Source organism: Streptomyces sp. NPDC053755, from assembly GCF_040677675.1.
Lineage (GTDB): Bacteria > Actinomycetota > Actinomycetes > Streptomycetales > Streptomycetaceae > Streptomyces.
Map to the genome: position 1 here is coordinate 125,570 of NZ_JBFASK010000014.1, position 4,846 is coordinate 130,415.

3 protein-coding genes and 1 pseudogene are annotated in these 4,846 nt (G+C 71.7%); 3 read left to right on the top strand and 1 reads right to left on the bottom strand.

Annotated elements, in window-relative coordinates:
• Positions 1 to 100 precede the first annotated feature (100 nt).
• Positions 101 to 631 (bottom strand): annotated as a pseudogene (locus AB0K65_RS16280) (hypothetical protein); the annotation flags it as partial.
• Between the two features lie 157 nt (positions 632 to 788).
• Here AB0K65_RS16280 and AB0K65_RS16285 point away from each other — a divergent pair.
• The 3 genes from AB0K65_RS16285 (at position 789) to AB0K65_RS16295 (ending at position 4,647) form a co-directional block, all read left to right on the top strand.
• Entirely contained in the window at positions 789 to 2,003 is a 1,215-nt protein-coding gene (locus AB0K65_RS16285; protein WP_365716869.1) for a histidine kinase, read from the top strand.
• A complete protein-coding gene (locus AB0K65_RS16290) occupies positions 1,991 to 2,641 on the top strand; it encodes a response regulator transcription factor (RefSeq protein ID WP_365716870.1) in 651 nt (216 codons plus the stop codon). Before AB0K65_RS16285 ends, AB0K65_RS16290 begins: the two co-directional genes overlap by 13 nt.
• Positions 2,642 to 2,886: 245 nt before the next feature.
• Positions 2,887 to 4,647 carry a glycoside hydrolase family 18 chitinase gene (locus tag AB0K65_RS16295; protein ID WP_365716923.1) on the top strand — a complete coding sequence of 587 codons (1,761 nt, stop codon included), beginning with the start codon at positions 2,887 to 2,889 and terminating at the stop codon, positions 4,645 to 4,647.
• Positions 4,648 to 4,846: the final 199 nt, after the last annotated feature.

The window sequence follows — 4,846 nt, forward strand, 5'->3', positions numbered from 1 at the left end:
CCGGTCCGGGGCTCTGCGCCGGTCCGGGGCTCTGCGCCGGTCCGGGGCTCTGCGCCGGTCCGGGGCTCTGCGCCGCGGTCCCGGTGACCGCTTCGGAGTCCGGCGCCTTCTTCGGCCAGATCGCGTAGCTGAGCGCGATCAGACCGTGGATCCCGACCGCCCGCCAGGCGACGAGGATCCAGCCCCGCAGCGACTCCGTGTCGCCGGCGTCCCCGACGTACCAGGCGGCGATCAGCAGCAGCACCGACGCCACGGCCGCGCCCACGACGGAGCCCAGCCAGACCCTGCCCTCGTGGCGGGCGCGCGCCATGCCGTGGCGCGGCGGCCCCACCGGCGGCGGGGCGCCCCCGAAGCGGTGGGCGGCGTGCCCGTCGAGCCACTTCACGGTGCGGTGGCCGTGGCCGACGGTGTAGCCGATGTAGAGCGCGGCGAGGCCGTGCTTCCAGCTCGGATCCGCGCCGTTCTTCAGGTCGACGGCGGTGACGACGAGAAGCAGGACCTCCAGGAGCGGCTCGCACAGCAGCAGGGCGAGACCCGTGCGCGGCATCTTCAGCAGGTAGCGGGCGGCCAGGCCGGCGGCCAGCAGCACCCAGAAGCCGACCTCGCAGATCACGATCAGCGTGACGATCACGGTTCTCACCCTTTCGCGTCGGGACTCCTCCAGCGTCCCGTGGCATTCCGCCCGGATCGTCGTCGCCGATGACGACGTCCGGCTACATCGTTCGACGGAGGCGCGGATCGGCCCGCACGGCGAGGCCCGCGCTCCGCACGCCGTGTTGGATGGTGACGTGACCCTCCCCCGACCACACCGCGACGACCTTCTCATCGCGGCCGGCGGCCTCGCCGTCGGTCTGCTGATGTGGTCCTTCGGGCTGCACACCCAGACCGACCGGCCGATCACCGCCCGGTGGGCGACCCTGATCCCGCTCGCCGTCATGGCCGCGATGGCGACGGTCCGCCGCTCCTGCCCGCGAACAGCCCTGACCGTCGGCACGATCGCCCTGGTGGCGGACCAGTTCACCTACGGCAGCCTCGTCACCGCGCTGATGTTCACGGACCTCGTCTACGCCGCCGTGGTCTACGGCACGCCCCGCTCCGCCCGGCGCATCCCGTACACGACCGGCCTCATCACGGTCGGCGTGACGATCGGCTTCCTCGTCTGGTGGCAGAACGCGATCGCCCTGCTGGTCGGTCTGATCACCGGCATGGTCTCCTTCCTGCCCGCCGTCACCGGAGCGGTCGTCCGCAACCACCGACAGGCCGCCGACGCCGCCCGCCTCCGGGCGGAGCAGACGGCGCTGCTCGCCGAGATGGACCGCAGCCAGGCCGTCGTGGCCGAGCGCGCCCGGATGGCGCGGGAGCTGCACGACATGGTCGCCAACCACCTGTCCGCCATCGCGATCCATTCCACGGCCGCGCTGTCGCTGGACGACCCGGCCACCACCCGGCAGGCGCTGACCGTGATCCGGGAGAACAGCGTGGAGGGCCTCGCGGAGATGCGACGGCTGATCGGGCTGCTGCGGGACAGCAGCGGCGACGCGGAACCGGCGGCCGCGCCCACCCTGGACGGCCTGGACGCGCTGACGGCGCAGGCGGCTGCCAACGGGGAGACGAGCGGGCTGACGTTCGCGCTCGACGACACCCGGCCGCGGGAGGAGCCGGCGCTGCCGGCACCGGTCGAGCTCGCCGCGTACCGGATCGTGCAGGAGTCGCTGACCAACGCCCTCAAGCACGCGGCCCCCGGCGAGGTGCGGGTGGCGGTCGCCCGCCGCCCCGACGGCGCCCTGACGGTGGCCGTGGCCAGCGCGCTCGGCGGGCAGCCCGGACCCCGCGCCCCCGGTTCCGGGGCGGGTCTGGTGGGGATGCGGGAACGGGTGACGCTGCTGGGCGGGGCGTTCGAGGCCGGTCCGGTGACGTCGGACGACGGACGGAAAGAATGGCTGGTGCGGGCGGTCCTGCCCATCGGTACGAGCGACAAGGAGCCGTCGGCATGGTACGGGTGATCGTGGCCGAGGATCAGAGCGCGGTCCGGGCGGGACTGGTCCTGATCCTGGGCAGCGCACCGGACATCGAGGTCGTCGGCGAGGCGGCGGACGGTGAGCGCGCGGTGGAGCTGGCCCGCGAGCTCCGCCCCGACGTCGTCCTGATGGACGTGCAGATGCCGCGGATGGACGGCGTGACGGCGACGGGTCTCGTGGTCTCCGAGGGACTCGCCGACGTGCTGGTCCTGACCACCTTCGACCTGGACGCGTACGTCTTCGGGGCGCTGCGTGCCGGGGCGGCGGGCTTCCTCCTGAAGAACACCGACGCGAAGGACCTGATCGACGCGGTCCGGACGGTGGCCCGCGGCGAGGGGACGATCGCGCCCGCGGTCACCCGGCGGCTGATCGCCGAGTTCGCGGCGCCGAGCCGCCCGGTCCGTACGCCGGGCGGAGCCGATCCCGCCGTCCTCGACGTGCTCACCCCCCGGGAGCGGGAGGTGCTGTCGACGCTCGGCGACGGTCTGTCGAACGCGGAGATCGCCGTGCGTCTCGACATGGCGGAGGCGACCGTGAAGACGCACGTCAGCAAGGTGCTGAACAAGCTCGGACTGCGCAGCCGGGTTCAAGCAGCCGTTCTGGCGCAGGAGTTGGGCGTCTGACGCGGAGCCGGTCCGCCAACCGGTGCGGAGCCGGCTCCCCCACCTCGACTTTGGTCTGGACCTCTTGACGGTTGGTCCAGACCTTTCTACGCTCGCGGGGCGCGCGCACCTTTCACGGACCACCCCCAGATTGTCCGTCCGCAACTTGAGGAGCACCGTTGAGCACTCAAGCACCGACGCGCAGAACAGGGCTCAGACACCGGGCAGCCGCCGGTCTGACCGCCCTGATCCTGCCCCTGGCCGCCATGGTCGGCCTCGCCACACCCGCCGAGGCAGCCGCAGCGGCCACCGCCACGTACACCAAGGCCTCCGACTGGGGCTCCGGCTTCGAGGGCAGGTGGACGGTGAAGAACACCGGCACCACCACCCTCTCCTCCTGGACCGTCGAGTGGGACTTCCCCGCCGGCACCTCCGTCACCTCCGCCTGGGACGCCACCGTCACCGGCTCCGGCACCCACTGGACCGCCAAGAACGTCGGCTGGAACGGAACCCTCGCCCCCGGCGCCTCCGTCTCCTTCGGCTTCAACGGCACCGGCACCGGCGCCCCCAGCGGCTGCAAGATCAACGGCGCCTCCTGCGACGGGTCGACCCAGCCCGGCGACAGCGCGCCCTCGGCCCCCGGCACCCCGGTCGCCTCCGACATCACCAACACCTCGGTGAAGCTGACCTGGGGCGCCGCCACCGACGACAAGGGCGTCAAGAACTACGACGTCCTGCGCGACGGCACGAAGGTCGCCACGGTCACCGGACTCACCTACACCAACACCGGTCTGACCGCCGGCACCGACTACAGCTACACGGTCGTCGCCCGCGACACCATCGACCAGACCGGCCCGGCCAGCGGCCCGGCGAGCGTCCGCACCACGGGCGGCGGCGACGGCGGCAACCCGGGCTCCACGGTCAAGATGGGTTACTTCACCAACTGGGGCGTCTACGGCCGTAACTACCACGTCAAGAACATCGTGACGTCAGGCTCCGCGTCCAAGATCACGCACATCAACTACGCCTTCGGGAACGTCACCGGCGGCAAGTGCACGATCGGCGACGCCTACGCCGACTACGACAAGGCCTACACGGCCGACCAGTCCGTCGACGGTGTCGCCGACACCTGGGACCAGCCCCTGCGCGGCAACTTCAACCAGCTGCGCAAGCTGAAGAAGGCGTACCCGAACATCAAGGTGCTGTGGTCCTTCGGCGGCTGGACCTGGTCCGGCGGCTTCGGCCAGGCCGTGCAGAACCCGACCGCCTTCGCGCAGTCCTGCTACGACCTGATCGAGGACCCGCGCTGGGCCGACGTCTTCGACGGCATCGACCTGGACTGGGAGTACCCGAACGCCTGCGGTCTGTCCTGCGACACCAGCGGCCCGGCCGCCTTCAAGAACATGATGCAGGCCATGCGCGCCAAGTTCGGCGCGAACTACCTGGTCACGGCGGCCGTCACGGCCGACGCCTCCTCCGGCGGCAAGATCGACGCCGCCGACTACGGCGGCGCCGCGCCGTACATGAACTGGTTCAACGTCATGACGTACGACTTCTTCGGCGCCTGGGCGGCGAAGGGCCCGACGGCCCCGCACTCCCCGCTGACCTCCTACGCCGGCATCCCCCAGGCGGGCTTCAACTCCGCCGAGGCGATCGCCAAGTTCAAGGCGAAGGGCGTCCCGGCGAACAAGCTGCTCCTCGGCATCGGCTTCTACGGCCGGGGCTGGACCGGCGTCACCCAGTCCGCCCCGGGCGGCACGGCCACGGGCCCGGCGGCCGGAACGTACGAGCAGGGCATCGAGGACTACAAGGTCCTCAAGAGCTCCTGCCCGGCCACCGGCACGGTCGCCGGAACGGCGTACGCGCACTGCGGCACCAACTGGTGGAGCTACGACACCCCGGCCACGGTCACGTCCAAGATGTCCTGGGCCAAGAACCAGGGCCTGGGCGGCGCGTTCTTCTGGGAGTTCAGCGGTGACACCGGCAACGGCGAACTCGTCGGCGCCATCAACAGCGGACTGAACTAGCGGACGTCCGGTGGATCGGGGCCACGGCCCGGATCCACCGGACAGCCCGACGAAACGCGGCGGGGACGGTGCAGCACACCGTCCCCGCCGTCGTCGTTCCCGCAAGGCCGATCAGGCCACCTTCGCCCTCCCCCCAGACTCCGTCCGGGGGGACCCCCACCCAGCGGGGGCCGATCAGGCCACCTTCACCCTCCCCCAG